General features: G+C 63.5%; 16 protein-coding genes. 14 read left to right on the forward strand and 2 right to left on the reverse strand.

Annotation, left to right across the window (positions count from 1 at the left end; all coding sequences use genetic code 11):
- The first annotated feature begins 16 nt into the window (after positions 1–16).
- The 4 genes from R2N03_RS16605 (at position 17) to R2N03_RS16620 (ending at position 5,705) form a co-directional block, all read left to right on the forward strand.
- On the forward strand, positions 17–2,497 hold the full coding sequence (locus R2N03_RS16605) for a 3-hydroxyacyl-CoA dehydrogenase/enoyl-CoA hydratase family protein (RefSeq protein ID WP_316658851.1): 2,481 nt from the start codon (positions 17–19) through the stop codon (positions 2,495–2,497).
- A gap of 33 nt (positions 2,498–2,530) precedes the next feature.
- A complete protein-coding gene (locus R2N03_RS16610) occupies positions 2,531–3,730 on the forward strand; it encodes an acetyl-CoA C-acyltransferase (RefSeq protein ID WP_316658852.1) in 1,200 nt (399 codons plus the stop codon).
- 224 nt (positions 3,731–3,954) lie between these two features.
- A complete protein-coding gene (locus tag R2N03_RS16615) occupies positions 3,955–4,908 on the forward strand; it encodes a DegV family protein (RefSeq protein WP_316658854.1) in 954 nt (317 codons plus the stop codon).
- Positions 4,909–4,940: 32 nt separating this feature from the next.
- Positions 4,941–5,705: an enoyl-CoA hydratase gene (locus tag R2N03_RS16620; RefSeq protein ID WP_316658856.1), complete on the forward strand. Its 765-nt coding sequence runs from the start codon at positions 4,941–4,943 to the stop codon at positions 5,703–5,705.
- Positions 5,706–5,765: 60 nt separating this feature from the next.
- Here the strand turns inward: R2N03_RS16620 and R2N03_RS16625 are convergent, their stop codons facing one another.
- Complete coding sequence (locus R2N03_RS16625) at positions 5,766–6,203, reverse strand: acyl-CoA thioesterase (RefSeq protein WP_316658857.1); 438 nt, start codon at positions 6,201–6,203, stop codon at positions 5,766–5,768.
- 90 nt (positions 6,204–6,293) lie between these two features.
- On the opposite strand from R2N03_RS16625, the gene R2N03_RS16630 reads away from it, so the two are divergent.
- From R2N03_RS16630 to R2N03_RS16660, 7 genes are all read left to right on the forward strand, one after another.
- The gene (locus R2N03_RS16630; protein ID WP_316658858.1) at positions 6,294–8,135 is read left to right on the forward strand and encodes an ABCB family ABC transporter ATP-binding protein/permease; all 1,842 of its coding nucleotides are present in this window, start codon (positions 6,294–6,296) and stop codon (positions 8,133–8,135) included.
- A 24-nt stretch (positions 8,136–8,159) separates the two neighbouring features.
- Complete coding sequence (locus R2N03_RS16635; protein ID WP_316658860.1) at positions 8,160–9,104, forward strand: LysR substrate-binding domain-containing protein; 945 nt, start codon at positions 8,160–8,162, stop codon at positions 9,102–9,104.
- A gap of 151 nt (positions 9,105–9,255) precedes the next feature.
- Positions 9,256–10,557, forward strand: coding sequence for a Glu/Leu/Phe/Val family dehydrogenase (locus tag R2N03_RS16640; protein WP_316658862.1), 1,302 nt, complete (start codon positions 9,256–9,258; stop codon positions 10,555–10,557).
- Between the two features lie 516 nt (positions 10,558–11,073).
- Positions 11,074–11,982: a glutamate/aspartate ABC transporter substrate-binding protein gene (locus R2N03_RS16645; RefSeq protein WP_316658863.1), complete on the forward strand. Its 909-nt coding sequence runs from the start codon at positions 11,074–11,076 to the stop codon at positions 11,980–11,982.
- Positions 11,983–12,190: 208 nt separating this feature from the next.
- Positions 12,191–12,919: an amino acid ABC transporter permease gene (locus R2N03_RS16650; protein WP_232041950.1), complete on the forward strand. Its 729-nt coding sequence runs from the start codon at positions 12,191–12,193 to the stop codon at positions 12,917–12,919.
- 17 nt (positions 12,920–12,936) lie between these two features.
- Complete coding sequence (gltK, locus tag R2N03_RS16655) at positions 12,937–13,620, forward strand: glutamate/aspartate ABC transporter permease GltK (RefSeq protein WP_316658864.1); 684 nt, start codon at positions 12,937–12,939, stop codon at positions 13,618–13,620.
- Complete coding sequence (locus tag R2N03_RS16660) at positions 13,617–14,351, forward strand: amino acid ABC transporter ATP-binding protein (protein WP_316658867.1); 735 nt, start codon at positions 13,617–13,619, stop codon at positions 14,349–14,351. The genes gltK and R2N03_RS16660 overlap by 4 nt, the downstream gene beginning before the upstream one ends.
- A 75-nt stretch (positions 14,352–14,426) precedes the next feature.
- Here R2N03_RS16660 and R2N03_RS16665 read toward each other — a convergent pair whose 3' ends face one another.
- Positions 14,427–15,257 carry a class II glutamine amidotransferase gene (locus R2N03_RS16665; RefSeq protein ID WP_316658868.1) on the reverse strand — a complete coding sequence of 277 codons (831 nt, stop codon included), beginning with the start codon at positions 15,255–15,257 and terminating at the stop codon, positions 14,427–14,429.
- Between the two features lie 179 nt (positions 15,258–15,436).
- Here R2N03_RS16665 and R2N03_RS16670 point away from each other — a divergent pair, with 179 nt between their 5' ends.
- Genes R2N03_RS16670 through pyrC form a run of 3 tightly spaced genes read left to right on the forward strand, consistent with a single transcriptional unit; the run spans position 15,437 to position 18,891 of the window.
- On the forward strand, positions 15,437–16,528 hold the full coding sequence (locus tag R2N03_RS16670) for a tartrate dehydrogenase (protein WP_316658869.1): 1,092 nt from the start codon (positions 15,437–15,439) through the stop codon (positions 16,526–16,528).
- Complete coding sequence (locus R2N03_RS16675; RefSeq protein WP_316658870.1) at positions 16,525–17,823, forward strand: glycerate kinase type-2 family protein; 1,299 nt, start codon at positions 16,525–16,527, stop codon at positions 17,821–17,823. The genes R2N03_RS16670 and R2N03_RS16675 overlap by 4 nt, the downstream gene beginning before the upstream one ends.
- A 33-nt stretch (positions 17,824–17,856) precedes the next feature.
- Positions 17,857–18,891, forward strand: coding sequence for a dihydroorotase (pyrC, locus tag R2N03_RS16680; RefSeq protein WP_316658871.1), 1,035 nt, complete (start codon positions 17,857–17,859; stop codon positions 18,889–18,891).
- Positions 18,892–18,906: the final 15 nt, after the last annotated feature.

The raw sequence follows: 18,906 nt of genomic DNA on the forward strand, positions 1-18,906 counted from the left end.
CTCCCGCGAGGACACCATGACCCGCACTGAACTCTCCACCAGCGCGCAGCCGCAGGCCGGCCAGCGCTCCAACTTCCTCGTCCGGCGCGTTGCTGTGCTGGGCGCCGGCGTGATGGGCGCGCAGATTGCCGCGCACCTGGTCAACGCCAAGGTTCCCGTCACGCTGTTCGATCTTCCGGCCAAGGAATGCCCGAAGAGCGGCATCGCGCTCAAGGCCATTGAAAACCTGAAGAAGCTGTCGCCGGCGCCGCTGGGCATCAAGGACGACGCCAACCTCATCCAGGCTGCCAACTACGAAGACGACATCGAGAAGCTGCGCGACTGCGACCTCGTCATCGAGGCCATTGCCGAACGCATGGACTGGAAGCACGACCTGTATAAGAAGGTCGCGCCGCACATCGCCCCGCACGCGATCTTCGCGTCGAACACGTCGGGCCTGTCGATTACCGAACTGTCGGATGGTTTCGATGCCGAGCTGAAGTCGCGCTTCTGTGGCGTGCACTTCTTCAACCCGCCGCGCTACATGCACCTGGTCGAGCTGATCCCGACCGCACATACGCGTGGCGATATCCTCGACAAGCTGGAAACGTTCCTGACCTCCGCGCTCGGCAAGGGCGTGGTGCGCGCGAAGGACACGCCCAACTTCATCGCCAACCGCGTCGGCATCTTCTCGATCCTGGCGGTGTTTGCAGAATCGGCCAAGTACGGCATTCCGTTTGACGTGGTGGACGACCTCACGGGTTCGAAGCTGGGCCGCGCCAAGTCGGCGACGTTCCGCACGGCGGACGTGGTGGGCCTGGACACGATGGCCCACGTCATCAAGACGATGCAGGACAACCTGAAGGACGATCCGTTCGCCCCGGTCTACGCCACGCCGCCCGTGCTGGCCAAGCTGGTCGAGGCGGGCGCCCTGGGCCAGAAGACCGGCGCCGGCTTCTACAAGAAGGAAGGCAAGGAAATCAAGGTGCTGGACCCGCAAAGCGGCCAGTACGGCCCGAGCGGCAAGAAGGCAGATGACATCGTTGTGCGCATCCTGAAGAAGGAACCCGCCGAACGTCTGAAGCTGCTGCGTGAATCGACCAACCCGCAGGCGCAGTTCCTGTGGGCGGTCTTCCGCGACGTGTTCCATTACATCGCCGTGTACCTGGAGCAGATTGCCGACTCCGCAGCGGAAGTCGATCTGGCGATCCGCTGGGGCTTCGGTTGGAACAGCGGCCCGTTTGAAGACTGGCAAGAGGCTGGCTGGAAGCAAGTGGCCGAGTGGGTGAAGGAAGACATCGAAGCCGGCAAGGCGCTGTCGAACGCAGCGCTGCCGCAGTGGGTGTTCTCCGGCCCCGTGGCTGACAACGGCGGTGTGCATTCGGCACAGGGTTCGTGGTCTGCGAATCAGAGCACGTTCCTGTCGCGCAGCACGCTGCCGGTGTATGGCCGCCAAGTGTTCCGTGCACCGATCAAGGGTGCGACGACGGTCAACCCGCTCACGCATGGCAAGACCATCGAAGAGACCGATGCCGTGCGCATCTGGGTGGACGACGCGGCAGGCCAGGACGACGTGCTGATCGTCTCGTTCAAGAGCAAGATGAACACGATCGGACCGAGCGTCATCGACGGTCTGACGCGTGCCGTTGATCTGGCTGAAGCCGGCTACAAGGGTCTGGTGGTGTGGCAGCCGACGTCGCTCAAGCTGGGTGCGCCGGGCGGTCCGTTCTCCGCCGGTGCCAACCTGGAAGAAGCCATGCCGGCCTTCATGATGGGCGGCGCCAAGGGCATCGAGCCGTTCGTCAAGAAGTTCCAGGACGGCATGATGCGCGTGAAGTACGCCGGTGTGCCGGTCGTGTCGGCCGCATCGGGCATCGCACTGGGCGGTGGCTGCGAACTGCTGCTGCACTCGGCCAAGCGTGTGGCTGCGCTGGAAACGTACATCGGTCTGGTGGAAGTGGGCGTGGGCTTGGTTCCGGCGGGCGGTGGCCTGAAGGAAGCTGCGCTGGCTGCTGCCAAGGCGGCACAGGCAGCAGGCAGCACGAACATCCTGCAGTTCCTGACCAACCGCTTCCAGGCCGCGGCCATGGCCAAGGTGTCGTCTTCCGCGCTGGACGCGCAGAAGATCGGCTACCTGCAGCCGACCGACACCATCGTCTTCAACGTGCACGAACTGCTGCATGTTGCGCGCAACGAAGTGCGTGCGCTGTCCGATTCGGGCTACCGCGCGCCGCTGCGTCCGGTCGGCATTCCGGTGGCAGGCCGTTCGGGCATCGCAACGATCAAGGCGTCGCTGGTGAACATGCGTGATGGCGGCTTCATCTCGCAGCACGACTTCACGATCGCCTCGCGCATTGCTGAAGCCGTATGCGGCGGCGACGTTGAAGCCGGCGCGCTGGTGGATGAAGACTGGCTGCTGGCGCTGGAGCGCAAGGCCTTCGTGGATCTGCTCGGCAGCTCCAAGACCCAGGAACGCATCATGGGCATGCTGCAAACCGGCAAGCCGGTGCGCAACTAATTGCCGCGACGACAGAGAAACAGGAGTTTCATCATGACCAAACAACTGCAAGACGCCTACATCGTCGCCGCGACGCGTTCCCCGATCGGCAAGGCGCCGAAGGGCACGCTCAAGAACCTGCGCCCGGACGATCTGCTGGCGACCATCCTCAAGAGCGCCGTCGCCCAGGTGCCGAACCTGGACCCGGCGCTGATCGAAGACGCGATCGTCGGCTGCGCGATTCCGGAAGCGCAGCAGGGCCTGAACGTGGCGCGTATCGGCGCGCTGCTGGCCGGCCTGCCGAACACGGTGGGCGGCGTGACCGTCAACCGTTTCTGCGCCTCGGGCCTGACCGCCGTGGCGATGGCGGCCGACCGCATCCGCGTGGGTGAATCCGACGTGATGATCGCCGCCGGTGTGGAATCGATGAGCATGGTGCCGATGATGGGCAACTCGCCGTCGATGTCGCCCGAGATCTTCACGCGCGACGAGAACGTGGGCATTGCCTACGGCATGGGCCTGACAGCCGAGAAGGTCGCCCAGCAATGGAAGATCTCACGCGAGGCGCAGGACGCGTTCTCGCTGGCGTCGCATCAGAAGGCGCTGGCCGCGCAGCAAGCCGGCGAATTCAAGGACGAGATCACCCCGATCGAGATCATCGAGAAGTTCCCGAACCTGGGCACGGGCGCCATCGACATCAAGACGCGCACGATGTCGCTGGATGAAGGCCCGCGTGCCGATACGTCGGTTGAAGGCCTCGGCAAGCTTCGCGCCGTGTTCGCCAACAAGGGCAGCGTGACCGCCGGCAACAGCTCGCAGACCTCGGATGGTTCGGGCGCGCTGATCCTGGTGTCGGAAAAGATCCTGAAGCAGTTCAACCTCGTGCCGCTGGCGCGCTTCGTATCGTTTGCGGTGCGCGGTGTGCCGCCGGAAATCATGGGGATCGGCCCGAAAGAAGCGATTCCTGCTGCGCTGAAGGCGGGCGGCCTGACGCAAGATCAGATTGACTGGATCGAACTGAACGAAGCATTTGCGGCGCAATCCCTGGCCGTGATTCAGGACCTGGGCCTGGACACCAGCAAGATCAACCCGCTGGGCGGCGCCATTGCGCTGGGCCACCCGCTGGGCGCGACCGGTGCCATCCGTGCGGCCACGGTGGTGCACGGCCTGCGCCGTCGCAACCTGAAGTACGGCATGGTGACGATGTGCGTCGGCACCGGCATGGGCGCCGCGGGCATTTTCGAACGCGTCTGACCCCACGTGAGGGGGAGGTCTCCGGTGGCTTTCTAGGGCCTTCCCCCGCTTGCTATTCGCCCGTCTCACCACGCATGATTGCGCAGGCTCGCACAGCAATACAAAACCAAGCGAGCCGAAGACTGCGGCCCGGCCATCGGGCACGCCATAGAAGCGGAGCCACGAATCCGCGACAGAGGAGACACACCACCGGGTCACCGGCGGTGCACCAGGAGGAGGGCGCGATGGGGAACACAATCGTGTTGACCGACGCGGCGTGCGACATGCCGCGCTCGATGATCGATCAGCTGGGTTTAGGCGTGGTGCCGTTCCGCATCCGTGCGGGCGAACTGTTTGTGGAAGACCGCCGCGACGAGACTGCGTTACCGCAGCTTTATCGTAAGTACCTGCTCGACAAGCAGGACCACTATGCCGAATCGATTCCGCTGCTGGAGCGCGAAATCGAAGACTTCCTGCTCAAGCATGTGGTGACGCAGTACGATCGCGCGCTGCTGCTGACGATCGCCAGCTCGCGCAGCCATTTCTACAGCCATGCTACCGGCGCCGTGGTGGGCACGACGGCAAAGAGCTTCAAGCCGCGCAAGGACGCGGGCCGTTCGGGCCTGTTTGAACTGACGGTGGTCGACACGGGCGCCATCGGGCCCGGCCAGGCGTTGATGGTTCATGAAGCGGCGCGCATGCTGCGCGAAGGCGCCGAGGTGCGCGACGTCGTGCATGTGATCGAGAATCGCCTGCGCGATGCCTCGCACGTCTATCTCGTACCGGACGAGCTTTTATACATGTACACGCGCGCCAAGCAGAAGGGCGAGAAAAGCATCACCTGGAGCCGCTACATGATGGGCACGGCGTTCAACGTGCGTCCGCTCATCCACATGCATCGCGGAGAGACCGAAGCGATCGCCAAGGTGCGCGGTTCCGACGAGGGAATTCGCCGCCTCCTCGCGCACGCGGAAACCATGATCGCCGAAGAGCGGCTGGCCACGCCCGTGGTGGCAATCACCTATTCCGGTTCGCTCGACAGCGTGCGCCGCATGGAGCCGGTGCAAGCGTTGATGCGCACCGCACAGGCGCACGGCGTGGAGGTCATGCTCGCGCAGATGAGCCTGACCGTGGCGCTGAACGTGGGGGCCAATGCGTTCTCCGTTGGTTATCTATCTGATTCACCCGTGCCGATCTAGTCGTTGCACGGTTTCTTGACTTTGGAGACTTCATGTCGATTCGTACCGAGACCGCAGACGGTGTCCTGACGCTGACCTTTGATCGTCTGGATCGCAAGAACGCGATCACCGCTGCGATGTATCAGACCCTGGCAGATGCACTCGTTGCTGCCGAGACCGATCCGGCCGTGCGCGTGATCGTGATCGCGGGCCACGAAAGCGTCTTCACTGCCGGCAACGATCTCGAAGACTTCATGAAGCATCCGCCGAAGGACGAGACGGCCCCGGTCCATCAATTCCTCAGGGCCATCAGCACGGCCACCAAGCCGCTGATCGCGTCGGTGAGCGGCGCGGCGGTTGGTGTGGGCACGACCATGCTGCTGCATTGCGATCTGGTCTACGCCTCGGAGACGGCCAAGCTGTCGATGCCGTTTGCGCAGCTGGGGCTCTGCCCGGAAGCCGCTTCGAGCCTGCTGCTTCCGCAACTCGCTGGTTATCACCGCGCCGCTGACAAACTGCTCTTCGGCGAACCGTTCGACGCCCACGAGGCGCGCGAGCTGGGCCTCGTCAACCGCGTGCTGCCCGTGGGCGAGCTGGACGCGTTCGTGAGCGCACAGGCGCGTAAGCTCACGCTGCTGCCGCCGGTTTCGCTGCGTGCGACCAAGCGGTTGATGAAGGAAGGCGCCATGCCGCAGGTCGCGGCGCGCATGTCGATCGAAGGCAAGCAGTTCGGCGAAATGCTGCGTGCGCCGGAAGCACGCGAGGCCTTCACGGCCTTCTTCGAGAAGCGCCGTCCGGACTTTTCGAAGTTCAACTGAGCGGTGCGTCGCCCAAAAGAAAACCCGGCCTTGGCCGGGTTTTTTTTCAAGCGTGGCGCCTTACTGCGGCGGCAGGACGCGCGGCTTGCGGCTGTCGTCGGTGGCCACGTAGGTGAGCGTGGCTTCCGTCACCTTGACGGTCTCGTGGCGGCCGCTGCTGCCCATGCGCTGGGCATAGACCTCTACGTCCACGGTGATGGATGTGCGGCCCGTCTTCACCACGCTTGCATAAAAGCTCACGAGGTCGCCTACGTAGACGGGTTGCTTGAAGACGAAAGAGTTGACGGCGATCGTCGCCACGCGGCCGTTGGCGCGTACCACCGCGGGAATCGACCCCGCAATGTCCACCTGCGACATGATCCAGCCGCCGAAGACGTCGCCGTGGACATTGGCGTCGGAGGGCATTGGCATCACGCGCACGGCGGGCTGCTTGTTGGCGGGCAGCGTGACGGTTTCGGTAGCGGCTTGGGTGTCGGACATGATGAGGCAGGGAAGCATGGAGGCGGGGCAGGCACCGTCCGGGCGGCACGGGGCGGACCAGGATGATCGGTGGGAGAATACACAATCCGCTATTTTATTGCACCGCACATGCGTCGCTTCCCTGCCTCCTCCGAACCGCCTCCGCCAGGGGCAGCCGCCCGCGGCGATTGGCGCACCATCAAGAGCCTCTTGCCGTATCTGTTGGCGTACAAATGGCGGGTGGGTCTGGCGCTGTCGTTCCTGATCGCTGCCAAGGTGGCCAACCTTGGCGTGCCGATGGTCATGAAGCGGCTGATCGATTCGATGAACGTCTCGCCCAGCGACCCGCGTGCGCTGCTGGTCGTGCCAGTGGGCATCATCGTCGGCTATGGGCTGCTGCGGCTCTCAACGTCGCTGTTTTCGGAACTGCGCGAAATGCTCTTCGCAAAAGTGACGGAGAGCTCGGTGCGCACGCTTGCGCTGCAAGTGTTCAGGCATCTGCATGCGCTGTCGCTGCGTTTTCATCTCGAACGCCAGACCGGCGGCATGAGCCGCGACATCGAGCGTGGCACGCGAGGCATTCAATCGCTGATCTCGTATTCGCTGTACAGTATCCTGCCGACGCTGGTCGAGGTCGGCCTCGTCATCACGTACTTCTTTGTGAAGTACGACGTGTGGTTCGCGCTCATCACGTTCTGTGCGCTTGTGACCTATATCGTCTTTACCGTGACGGTGACGAACTGGCGCACGCACTTCCGCCGCAGGATGAACGAACTCGATTCGCGCGCCAACCAGAAGGCGATCGACTCGCTGCTCAATTTCGAAACGGTCAAGTACTTCGGCAACGAGGATTACGAGGCGCGCCGCTACGATGAGAACCTGAGGCACTACCGCGCCGCGGCGATCCGTTCGCAGCAATCGCTGTCGATGCTCAACTTCGGCCAGCAGTTCATCGTGGCCACAGCACTCGTCCTCATCCTGTACCGCGCAACGCAAGGCGTGGCAGCCGGACACATGACACTGGGCGATCTGGTGCTGGTCAACACGCTGATGCTGCAGATCTACATCCCGCTCAACTTCCTGGGCGTCATCTACCGCGAGTTGAAGCAGGCCGTGACGGACATGGATCGGATGTTCCAACTGCTGCACACGAACCGGGAGGTGGCTGACAAGCCAGGCGCGCCGCCGCTGGCCGTGCATGCAGGCGAAGTGCGATTCGCGCACGTCGACTTCGGTTATGAGGCGAACCGGCAGATCCTGTTCGATGTGGATTTCACCATTCCCGCCGGTACGACCACGGCCGTGGTGGGGCAGAGCGGCTCCGGCAAATCCACCCTGGCGCGATTGCTGTTTCGCTTCTATGACGCCAAGTCCGGCGCGATCGAGATCGACGGTCAGGACGTCCGCGATGTCACGCAGGCCAGCGTCCGTGCGGCGATCGGCATCGTTCCGCAAGATACGGTGCTGTTCAACGACAGCATCTTCTACAACATCGCCTACGGCCGCCCGGATGCCACACGCGAAGAGGTGATCGAAGCCGCCCGCGCGGCGCAAATCCATCATTTCGTCGAATCGCTGCCAGAGGGTTACGACACGCAGGTCGGCGAGCGAGGCCTCAAGCTCTCGGGCGGCGAGAAGCAGCGCGTCGCCATTGCGCGCACCTTGCTCAAGCGCCCCCCGATCCTCGTGTTCGACGAGGCGACCTCCGCGCTGGATTCGCGCACCGAGCATGCGATCCAGGGCGAGCTGATGCGCCTCGCGCAGAATCACACCACGCTGGTGATTGCGCACCGACTTTCCACCATCGTCGGTGCGCACCAGATCCTGGTGATGGAGCACGGTCGCATCATCGAACGCGGTACGCACGAATCATTGTTGCGCGCGGATGGCCGCTACGCGCAGATGTGGCGCATGCAGGCCCGCGAGCCCGAGCGAACGCCGGTTGAGCCGGAACAGGCCGAGGACGCCTAAGCAGGATGGGGAAGAGGGAACCCGATGGAACTCAAATGGCTGGAAGACTTCATCAGCCTCGCCGAGACGCACAGCTTCTCACGCTCGGCCGAATTGCGGCACGTCACGCAGCCCGCGTTTTCGCGGCGCATCCAGTCGCTGGAGGCGTGGCTGGGCAATGAGCTGATCGATCGATCAAGCTACCCGACACGGCTCACGCCTGCAGGCGAGGTGTTCTACGAGCAGGCCCTGGCGATGCTCGCGCAGGTGAGCGAGACGCGTGCGCTGATGCGTGGCCAGCGTCCCGCGAGCGCATCCACCATCGACTTTGCCGTGCCGCACACGCTGTCCCTCACGTTCTTTCCGGGCTGGCTAGCGCAGGTGGAGGAGCGGATCGGCAAGCTGCAATGCCGGCTGCGCGCGCTCAATGTGCACGACGCCGTGATGACACTGGTGGAGGGTGGCTGCGATCTCGTCATGGTCTACCACCATGCGCGCCAGATGATCCAGCTCGACCCCACGCGCTACGACATGCTGGTGCTCGGCACGGAGCGGCTATCACCGTTCTCCAAGCCTGACGCGAACGGGCGGCCTATCTATCGGCTGACTCCCACGGCGCGCAAGCCTATCGCCTATCTGAGCTATACGCCCAATGCCTTTCTCGGCCGCATGGTCGACGTGTTGCTGGAGAACTCACCGGTGGCGCCGCTGCTCGACAAGTGCTACGAGACCGACATGGCGGAAGCGCTCAAGGTGATGGCGCTCGCCGGCCACGGCGTCGCGTTCCTGCCCGAGAGCGCGGTGCGCGAGGAGGTGGCTGCGGGGCGTCTGGTGCGCGCGGAAGGCAAGGGCGGCGGCACGTTGTCGATCGAAATGGAAATCCGGCTGTACCGCGAACATCCGCAGAACGGGGCACATGACCGTCGTCACCCGCAGTCCAAGCGCAAGCGAGAGCTGATCGACACGCTGTGGAGCGCACTCGGAGGCTAAAGACGCCTTGCTTGCCTTTCGTGTGGTTATGCGTTTCGCGCATAACCCGATGTAAAAACAGCATTGGATTTCGTTTTGGGGCATCCCTAAGCTGGCGGGCATTTTGTGGGACTTGAAGGGCCTTACCGAGGTCCAAAAAAGGAAGACAACCATGTCCAATGTCGCATCTCCGACGACACTCCAGCACGCCATTCCGTCCTATCTGCCGGCCGACAATCTCGGCCCGTGGGGCATTTACCTGCAGCAGGTCGACCGGGTCACCCCCTACCTCGGCTCGCTCGCACGTTGGGTCGAAACGCTCAAGCGGCCCAAGCGCGCGCTGATTGTGGATGTGCCCATCCAGATGGATGACGGCAGCATCGCCCACTACGAGGGCTATCGCGTGCAGCACAACACCTCGCGCGGCCCCGGCAAGGGCGGCGTGCGTTTCCACCAGGACGTGACGCTGTCGGAAGTGATGGCATTGTCTGCATGGATGTCGGTGAAGAACGCGGCCGTGAACGTGCCGTACGGCGGTGCGAAGGGCGGTATCCGCGTCGACCCGCGCAAGCTGTCTTCCGGTGAACTCGAACGCCTGACCCGCCGCTACACCAGCGAGATCGGCATCATCATCGGCCCGAACAAGGACATTCCGGCGCCGGACGTGAACACCAACGCGCAGATCATGGCGTGGATGATGGACACGTATTCCATGAACGAAGGCTCCACCGCCACCGGCGTGGTGACCGGCAAGCCGATCGCACTGGGCGGCAGCCTGGGCCGTCGCGAAGCCACTGGCCGCGGCGTGTTCGTGGTGGGCAGCGAAGCCGCACGCAACCTCGGCATCGACGTCAAGGGCTCGCGCGTGGTCGTTCAGGGCTTCGGCAACGTCGGCAGCGTGGCCGCCAAGCTGTTCCATGACGCCGGCGCCAAGGTCATTGCCGTGCAAGACCACAAGGGCATCGTGTTCAACGGCAACGGCCTCGATGTCGACGCGCTCATCAAGCACGTTGACCACAACGGCAGCGTGGCCGGCTTTGCCGCAGAGACCGTCTCGCAAGACGACTTCTGGGCATTGGACTGCGAATTCCTGATCCCGGCCGCGCTGGAAGGCCAGATCACCGCGAAGAACGCGCCCCATATCAAGGCAAAGATTGTCGTGGAAGGTGCAAACGGCCCCACGACGCCCGAGGCCGACGACATCCTGCGCGACCGCGGCATCCTGGTCTGCCCGGACGTGATTGCCAACGCCGGCGGTGTGACGGTCAGCTATTTCGAATGGGTGCAGGATTTCTCGAGCTTCTTCTGGACCGAAGACGAGATCAACCAGCGCCTGGTACGGATCATGCAAGATGCCTTCCGTGGCGTCTGGCAAGTGGCGCAGGACAACAAGGTTACTCTGCGTACGGCGGCGTTCATCATCGCCTGTACGCGGATTCTGCAGGCCCGCCAAGAGCGCGGTCTGTACCCCTGATCGGCGACGCGTCGGTCAATACCGGCGCGATGCCCCACCAGGGCGCCGCTCCGGTCTTTCGCGTCGCCGCTGATCAGGCGGCCATGCGCGACGGTTGAAGAAAGCCGGTGCTCATGGGACGAACCATAACGTTCCGGAGCACCGCACCATGAGAAGGGCGAAGACATCATCGTCCTTCCCATCCTCAAGTCGGGTTCGTTAAGCGACAGAGAGCGCACATCGGGCGGGCTTTATTTCCCTTGTCTACGCTTCGCATTGGCGGTTTTCGCTCAAGCGTTCGTGCGCGTGCGCCGATCGTGCAGAGCGTTTTCCATCGTCGGTGCTGCGCGGCTTTTCCGGTTTTCCGGAAAAGCGCAATGTAAGGTGTCCGATTGCCCGGAATTCCGCGCTGCAGTTGGGTTTGTGCGATCGGAAAAACCCGTTGGATTCAACGATTTAGTGGCAACACCGATACTGTCGCCAAACGTTTTTTGGTACAGTCCCGTCTTTCTCTTTCATGGTCAAAAGGAGACTTTCATGAACCTCGCCAAGCTGGCAACCGTGCTTGCAGCCGTTGGTGTCGCCGTTGGTACATTCGGCAGCATTGCTCACGCAGAAGAGCTGACTGGTACGCTCAAGAAGATCAAGGACACCGGCACCATCACGCTGGGCGTGCGCGATTCGTCGATTCCGTTCAGCTACAACGTCGGCGGTGTTCGCACGATCGGCTATTCGTACGACGTGGCCACCAAGATTGCCGAGGACGTGAAGAAGCAGCTCGGCCTGAAGGATCTGAAGATCAACGAGATCCCGGTCACGTCGCAGAACCGCATCACGCTGCTGCAGAACGGCACCATCGATCTGGAGTGCGGCTCGACCACGAACAACCTCGAGCGTCAGAAGCAGGCATCGTTCACGAACACCATCTTCATCATCGGCACGCGCATCATGGTGAAGAAGGATTCGGGCATCACCGACTGGGCACAGCTCAAGGGCAAGAACGTCGTGACCACTGCCGGCACGACGTCGGAACGCCTGCTGCGCAAGATGAACGATGAAAAGCAGATGGGCATGAACATCATCAGCACGAAGGACCACGGCCAGTCGTTCCTGACGCTGGAATCGGGCCGCGCCGTTGCGTTCATGATGGACGACGCCCTGCTGTACGGTGAGCGCGCCAAGGCCAAGAACCCGGCTGACTGGGTGGTCGTGGCCAAGCCGCAATCGCGCGAAGCCTATGGCTGCATGGTTCGCAAGGACGACAAGCCGTTCAAGGCGCTGGCCGACAAGACCATCGCAGGCATGATGAAGGACGGCACGATCGCCGCCGAATACAAGAAATGGTTCGAGCAGCCGGTTCCGCCCAAGGGCGTGAACATGGAGTTCCCGCTGTCGGACGACATGAAGGCGCTGATCAAGAACCCGAACGACAAGGCTCTTGACTGATCGGCTCCCTCAACGGGCCTGAAACAAGCGTCATCGGAACGGAAGGCAAAGACCGGTCAACAGGTCCATCCCTTCCGTTTCTTTTTAGGAGTCTGTTCCCGTCCACAGCGAGCGGCCCAAGGTCGGTCTCGAATCTGCCGAGTGCGGCAGATATCGCAAGGTCAAGATCAGGACGCGCAGGAAGGGGGCAGGCGCAGAGGGAACCATCATGAATTACCACTGGAACTGGGGTGTCTTCTTTACGGAAGCCGCCCAGAATCAGACCTATCTCGACTGGCTGCTGGCGGGGTTGAAGACGACCGTCGTACTCGGCCTGTCTTCCTGGATCATCGCGCTCGTCATCGGCTCCGTGCTGGGCGTGCTGCGTACGGTGCCGAACAAGTGGCTGTCGGGCCTTGCCGCTGCGTACGTTGAGCTGTTCCGCAACATTCCGCTGATCGTGCAGCTCTTCATCTGGTACTTCGTCATGCCCGAACTCGTGCCGGGTGGCGACTACATCAAGCAGATGAACCCCAATACGGCGATGTTCCTGTGCGCGATGCTGTGTCTCGGTACCTTTACCGCGGCGCGTGTCTGCGAGCAGGTGCGCTCCGGTATCAATTCGCTTCCGCGCGGTCAACGCAACGCCGGCCTGGCCATGGGCTTCACGCTGGCGCAGACGTATCGCTACGTGATGCTGCCGATGTCGTTCCGGATCATCGTGCCGCCGCTCACGTCGGAGTTTCTGAATATCTTCAAGAACTCGGCCGTGGCATCGACCATCGGTTTGCTTGAGCTTGCCGCACAAGGCCGCCAACTGGTTGACTACACCGCGCAGCCGTACGAATCGTTCATCGCCGTGACGCTGATGTACATGCTGATCAACCTGACCGTAATGGGCCTGATGCGCTGGGTGGAAGCACGTTCCCGGCTGCCTGGCTTCATCGGTGGCAAGTAATCGGGCGAGGACTCTTCATGGCTTATCAATTCGATTTCTCGTCCATCAACGCCGACAACATGCGCGTGCTCGGCGAGGGGATGGTCCTCTCGCTCCAGATTACGGGCACGGCCATCCTGGTCGGCATCGTCTGGGGCACGCTGCTGGCGATGATGCGCCTGTCTGGCATCAAGCCGCTGCAGTGGTTCGGGCAAGCCTACGTGAACCTTTTCCGTTCCATTCCGCTGGTGATGGTGCTGCTGTGGTTCTTCCTCATCGTGCCGCAGGTGCTGCAGAAGATCTTCGATCTGTCTCCGGCCACCGACATGCGCATGACCTCCGCACTGGTCGCGTTCGCGCTGTTCGAGGCGGCGTACTACTCGGAGATCATCCGCGCCGGTATCCAGAGCGTTTCGCGCGGGCAGATGTTCGCGGCCTATGCGATGGGCATGACGTATGGCCAGGCCATGCGCCTGGTGATCCTGCCGCAGGCGTTCCGCAACATGATCCCGCTGCTGCTCACGCAGGCCATCATCCTGTTCCAGGATACGTCGCTGGTGTACGTGAGCGCGCTGTCGGACTTCTTTACGCAGGCATACAACATCGGTGAGCGCGACGGCCGCATCGTCGAACTGCTGCTGTTTGCCGGCTTTTGCTATTTCGTGATCTGCTTCGGCGCCTCCGTGCTGGTGAAGCGGCTTCAGAAGAAGGTGACCCAATGATCGAGATCAAGAACGTTTCCAAGTGGTACGGCAGCTTCCAGGTGCTGACCGACTGCACCACCAGCGTGAAGAAGAGCGAGGTGGTGGTGGTGTGTGGCCCGTCGGGTTCGGGCAAGTCCACGCTCATCAAGACCGTCAACGCGCTGGAGCCGTTTCAGAAGGGCGAGATCTTCGTCGATGGGATCTCGGTGGGCGCGAAGGGCACGAACCTGCCGAAACTGCGCTCGCGCGTGGGCATGGTGTTCCAGAACTTCGAACTGTTCCCGCACCTGTCGATCACCGAAAACCTGACGATCGCCCAGCAGAAGGTGCTGGGCCGTTCCAAGGAAGAGGCGATGGCCAAGGGCCTGAGATACCTGGATCGTGTGGGCCTGAAGGCGCACGCTGCCAAGTACCCGGGCCAGCTGTCGGGCGGTCAGCAGCAGCGCGTGGCCATCGCGCGTGCGCTGTCGATGGACCCGATCTGCATGCTGTTCGACGAGCCGACCTCCGCGCTGGACCCGGAAATGGTCAACGAAGTGCTCGACGTGATGGTGGAGCTGGCCAAGGAAGGCATGACCATGATGTGCGTGACCCACGAAATGGGTTTCGCCCGCAAGGTTGCCAACCGCGTGATCTTCATGGACCAGGGTCACATCGTTGAAGACTGCGAGAAGGAAGAGTTTTTCGGCAACATCGACGCTCGTTCCGACCGTGCCAAGCAGTTCCTGTCGAAGATCCTGTCGCATTGATCGACGGTTCCCGGCAATAAAAAGCCGCTCCGGGTGTAGCCACTCGGAGCGGCTTTTTTTACGGGCGATGCGGCGTCAGGTGCAGGCGGTGTTTGCCGCGTTGGCGGCCTGGACCGCCTCTGGGATCGGCACCTTGGTCGCCATCGTGGGCTGGCCCGATTCGAACATCAGCAGCTCGCCCGGCACGAATTGCGTCCAGACTTCGTTGTCGGTGAGCGGCGCTGTGGCGATGACGGCCACGCGGTCGGCAGGCGTCGTGTATTTGGCGAAGTCGATCGTCATGTCGGCGTCGATCAAATGCGCCGTCGAGAACGGCCACTGCCGCACGATGTAGTAAAGCCGCGTCGAGCAATGCGCAAACTGCGCCTGCCCGTTGCACAACAGGAAATTGAACACGCCGTAGCGGGTAATTTCCTTGGTGATGTCAGACAGCGCGTAGAACAGTTCGTTGAGCGGCGGCTGCGATCCCGGAAAGCGCTTGCGCAGCGCCTGCATGATGAAGCAGAAGGCGAGCTCGCTGTCGGTATCCCCCACCGGCTGATAGACACCCGAGAGGAACGGCGAGAAGTTCTTCAGGTCGCCGTTGTGGGCGAAGATCCAGTGCCGCCCCCACAGCTCGCGCATGAAGGGGTGGCAGTTTTCCAGCCGCACCGTGCCCTGCGTCGCCTTGCGGATGTGCGAGATGACGTTCTTGGACTTGATCGGGTAGCGCTTGACCAGCTCCGCGACCGGCGAGGTGCCGGCGGACTGGTTGTCGATGAACAGGCGGCAGGCCTTGTCTTCGAAGAACGCCACACCAAAACCGTCGGCATGGTGGTCCGTCACGCCACCGCGCGCGGCAAACCCCGTGAACGAGAACGTCACATCGGTCGGTTCGGCGCAGTTCATGCCCAGCAGCTGGCACATGGTGGTGGGAAAGTCGGATGCAATAAAATAGTCATTATCCTGCGCGCCGCCGGGGGTGCCAAGCGCCTTTTCCGTGGCGACGCCGGTCCTGGCGCCGGCCCGTTGCGCTCACGCCGCATCGTGCAGGATCACCTGCCAGACCTGGCATCTCGACCGCCGCTCAACCGGAAGCCATTCCCATGAAGTCTTATCGCATCGCAGTGATCCCCGGAGACGGGATCGGCAAGGAAGTCGTACCTGAAGGTCTGCGGGTGCTGGATGCGGCCGCCCGCAAGTTCCGCTTTGCGCTGCAGGCGGATCACTTCGATTTCGCGAGCTGCGACTACTATGTCCGCCACGGCAAGATGCTGCCGGACGACTGGTTCGACACGCTGCGCGGCTACGATGCCATCTTCTTCGGCGCCGTGGGCTGGCCCGATACCGTGCCCGACCACATTTCGCTGTGGGGTTCGCTGCTGCAGTTCCGCCGTGGCTTCGACCAGTATGTAAACTTGCGGCCCGTGCGCCTGATGCCCGGCATCCGCAGCCCGCTGGTTGACCGCAACGGCCAGCCGCGCGCCCCCGGCGCCATCGACTTTTACGTGGTGCGCGAGAACACCGAGGGCGAATATTCCAGCGTCGGCGGCCGCATGTACGGCGGAACCGAGCGCGAGATCGTCATCCAGGAAACGGTCATGAGCCGAACCGGCGTCGACCGCATCCTCAAGTTCGCCTTCGATCTCGCGCAGCGCCGCGAGGCGAAGCACCTCACGTCTGCCACCAAGTCCAACGGTATCTCCATCACCATGCCGTACTGGGACGAGCGCGTCGAGGCGATGGCCAAGCAATTCCCCGAGGTCAGTGTCGACAAGTTCCACATCGACATCCTCACCGCGCATTTCGTGCAGAAGCCCGAGATGTTCGACGTGGTGGTCGCCAGCAACCTGTTCGGCGACATCCTTTCCGATCTGGGGCCGGCGTGCACGGGCACGATCGCCATTGCGCCGTCGGGCAATATCAACCCGGACCGCACGTATCCGAGCCTGTTCGAGCCGGTGCACGGTTCGGCGCCGGATATCGCGGGTAGAGGCATCGCCAACCCAATCGGGCAGATCTGGTGTGCGGCCATGATGCTCGAACATCTCGGCGAGCCCGCGGCGGGCGCGGCAGTGTTGAGCGCCATCGAACACGTGCTGGCAGCGGGACCCGGCCACGCGCCGCTCACGCGCGACATTGGCGGCACGGCGGGCACGGTGGATCTGGGTCGCGCGATCGCAGAGGCGCTCGCATGAAGCTCGACCGCGCCGCTGCACGCGCCCTGCTGCTGGAGAGCTACACCGCAGCCGTCGGCGCCGCCGATCCGCTCAAGACCGTCGCTGCTTTTCTGCCCCCGCCGCATGCAGGCGGCAAGACACTGGTGGTCGGCGCGGGCAAGGCTGCGGCGTCGATGGCGCTGGCCGTGGAGCTGGCCTATGACGGGCAGGCCCGGATCGAGGGCCTGGTCGTCACGCGCTATGCGCACGGCCTGTCGACGTCGCATATCCGTGTGGTCGAGGCCGGTCATCCGGTGCCCGATGAAGCCGGCGAGCAGGCGGCACAGGAGATCCTTGACCGCGTATCTGCGCTGACCGAGAACGACCGCCTGATCGTTCTGGTGTCGGGCGGAGGCTCAAGCCTGCTGTCGTTGCCCGCCGATGGCATCCCGATGGCCGATCTGAAAGCGGTGACGCGGGAACTGCTGCGTTGCGGCGCGCCCATCACCGACATGAACATCGTGCGCAAGCATCTGTCGCGCATCCAGGGTGGGCGGCTGGCAGCGGCATCGCGTGCGCCCGTGACGACGCTGATCGTCTCCGACGTTGCGGGCGACGACCCGAGCGCCATCGCCAGCGGCCCGACAGTGCCCGACCCGAGTACCTATGTCGATGCGCTGGCCATTCTTGGCCGCTGGGGCGCGCAGATACCCGACACCGTGCGCGCGCATCTGGAGCGCGGCGCCCGCGGCGAGGTTCCTGAAACACCGAAGCCGGGCGACGCCTGCTTTGCCCGGGTCGCCAATCACGTCATCGCCACCGCGCAGCAGAGTTTGCAGGCCGGCGCGCAGGTCTTTGCGGCGCGCGGCATGCATGCGGCCATCCTCGGCGACACGGTGACGGGCGAGGCGCGTGATGTCGCGCAGGTGTACGGCGCGCTGGCGCGGCAGATCCGCCAGCACGGCACGCCCTTCGCGGCGCCGGTCGCGCTCGTCTCCGGCGGTGAATGCACCGTGACGATTCCGCCAGGCCTGACCGGCGGGCGGGGCGGGCGCTGCGCTGAGTTCCTGCTTTCCCTTGCCGTGACGGTCGAGGACATGGGCGACGTCTACGCACTTGCCGCTGATACAGACGGCATCGACGGATCGGAGGACAATGCGGGTGCGCTGCTCGATCCGGAGTCCATTGCCCGCGCTGCCGGCAAGGGCGTCGCCGCTCGCGCCGCCCTCGACGCACACGACGCCTATGGTTTCTTCGCTGCCGCCGATGACCTCATCGTCACCGGACCGACGCGCACCAACGTCAATGACTATCGTGTCATCCTCATTCTCTGATTCACGTTTTTGCTGACTGCTGCCTCACGCATCATGACCGACACCCTCACCATCGTCCGCCCCGATGACTGGCACCTGCACCTGCGCGACGGCGATGCGCTCGCCGACGTCGTGGGCGACACCGCGCGCCAGTTCGGGCGGGCGATCATCATGCCGAACCTCAAGCCGCCCGTGACGACGACCGCACAGGCGCGTGCCTATCGTGATCGCATCCTCGCTGCGCTGCCGGCCGGCACGCCGTTCGAACCGTTGATGACGCTGTACCTGACCGACAACACGTCGCCCGAGGTGATCCGTGAAGCCAAGGCGAGCGGCTTCATCCACGGCGTGAAGCTGTATCCGGCCGGCGCCACCACCAACAGCGATGCCGGCGTGACCGACCTGCGCCGCTGCGCCAAGACGCTCGAAGCCATGCAGGAAGTCGGCATGCCGCTGCTCGTGCATGGCGAAGTGACCGACCCGACCGTCGACATTTTCGACCGCGAGGCCGTCTTCATCGACACGGTGATGCTGCCGCTGCGTCGCGACTTCCCCGCGCTGAAGGTCGTGTTCGAGCACATCACCACCAAGCAGGCGGCCGAGTACGTGCGCGATGCGGAGGGGCCGGTCGGCGCCACCATCACCGCGCACCACCTGCTGTACAACCGCAATGCGCTGTTCGTCGGCGGCATCCGGCCGCACTACTACTGCCTGCCCGTGCTCAAGCGCGAGACGCATCGCCTGGCCCTCGTAGCCGCAGCAACGTCGGGCCACCCGCGCTTCTTCCTCGGCACCGACAGCGCACCGCACGCCAAAGGCGTGAAGGAACACGCCTGCGGCTGCGCCGGCTGCTACACCGCGCTGCACGCCATGGAGCTCTATGCCGAGGCCTTTGAAGACGCCAACGCGCTCGACAAGCTCGAAGGTTTCGCCAGCCTGCACGGCCCAGACTTCTACGGCCTGCCGCGCAACGCCGGGACGCTTACGCTCACCCGTTCGCAGTGGCAGCTGCCAGCCGAAGTCCCGTTCGGCGAGCAGACGCTGGTGCCCTTGCGTGGCGGTGAAATGCTGCGTTGGAAATCCGTCTGAGCGCGTTGAATTGGC

It is taken from the genome of Ralstonia condita, from assembly GCF_958405655.1.
GTDB classification, from domain to species: domain Bacteria; phylum Pseudomonadota; class Gammaproteobacteria; order Burkholderiales; family Burkholderiaceae; genus Ralstonia; species Ralstonia condita.